At 68.1% G+C, this 897-nt stretch carries 1 protein-coding gene; it reads left to right on the forward strand.

Annotated elements, in window-relative coordinates; translation table 11 throughout:
- Positions 1–823, forward strand: an 823-nt coding sequence (locus EJ903_RS26370; RefSeq protein WP_126620821.1) for an IS1380 family transposase, incomplete at its 5' end; no start/stop codon positions are given.
- Positions 824–897: the final 74 nt, after the last annotated feature.

The raw sequence follows: 897 nt of genomic DNA on the forward strand, positions 1-897 counted from the left end.
TTACGACGAATACGGCTTCCAGCCCATCGTCGTGTTCGACGGCGAGGGGCGCTTCGTCACCGCCGTGCTACGCCCGGCCAAGCGGCCCAAAGGCACCGAGATCCGCACCTTCCTGCGCCGCCTGCTCCGCGCCATCCGGGCGAACTGGCCGAAAACGGAGATCCTGCTGCGCGCCGACGGCCACTACGCCTGTCCGGAGGTTCTGGACTGGTGCGAGGCGGAGGGGATCGACTACGTGCTGGGCCTGCCGACCAGCCGCACGTTGCGCCGCCACGTCACCACCTTGGAGGCCAGCACGACCGCCCGCTTTCAGACCGCCTCCGGAACCGGCAAGGTGCGCCGCTTCAAGGAATTCTACGACGGTGCCAGCACCTGGAGCCGGGTCCGCCGCATCGTCGCGCGCGTCGAGGCGGGCGACCAGGGCACCGACACCCGCTTCATCGTCACCAATTTGCGCCACGGTGCCGGGCGGTGGCTGTATGAGGGCCTGTACTGCGCGAGGGGGCAGGCGGAAAATCACATCAAGGCGTGGAAAGCGCACCTTGCGGCCGACCGCACCTCCTGCACCAAGGCAACGGCCAATCAGTTCCGCCTGTTCCTGCACGCCGGGGCGTATTGGCTGCTGTGGAGCCTGCGCTCGGTAATGCCGAAACGCTCCCGCTGGCGCACGGTCCAGTTCGACACCTTGCGGCTGCGTCTGGTGAAGATCGCCGCGCGCATCATGGAGATGAAGACGCAGATCAAGGTCCATCTGCCGACCAGCGCCCCGGATCAGGCGATCATCCACCTTGCCCTCGGCCGCCTGCCGCGGCTCATCTCCTGAGCGCCGGGGCAGCGTGCCCCAGCCGACACCCGATCCCGTCCACCACCAACTCCGCCACCGTCACGCCGCCGTCA

Origin of the sequence: Azospirillum griseum (assembly GCF_003966125.1) — a bacterium.
Lineage (GTDB): Bacteria > Pseudomonadota > Alphaproteobacteria > Azospirillales > Azospirillaceae > Azospirillum > Azospirillum griseum.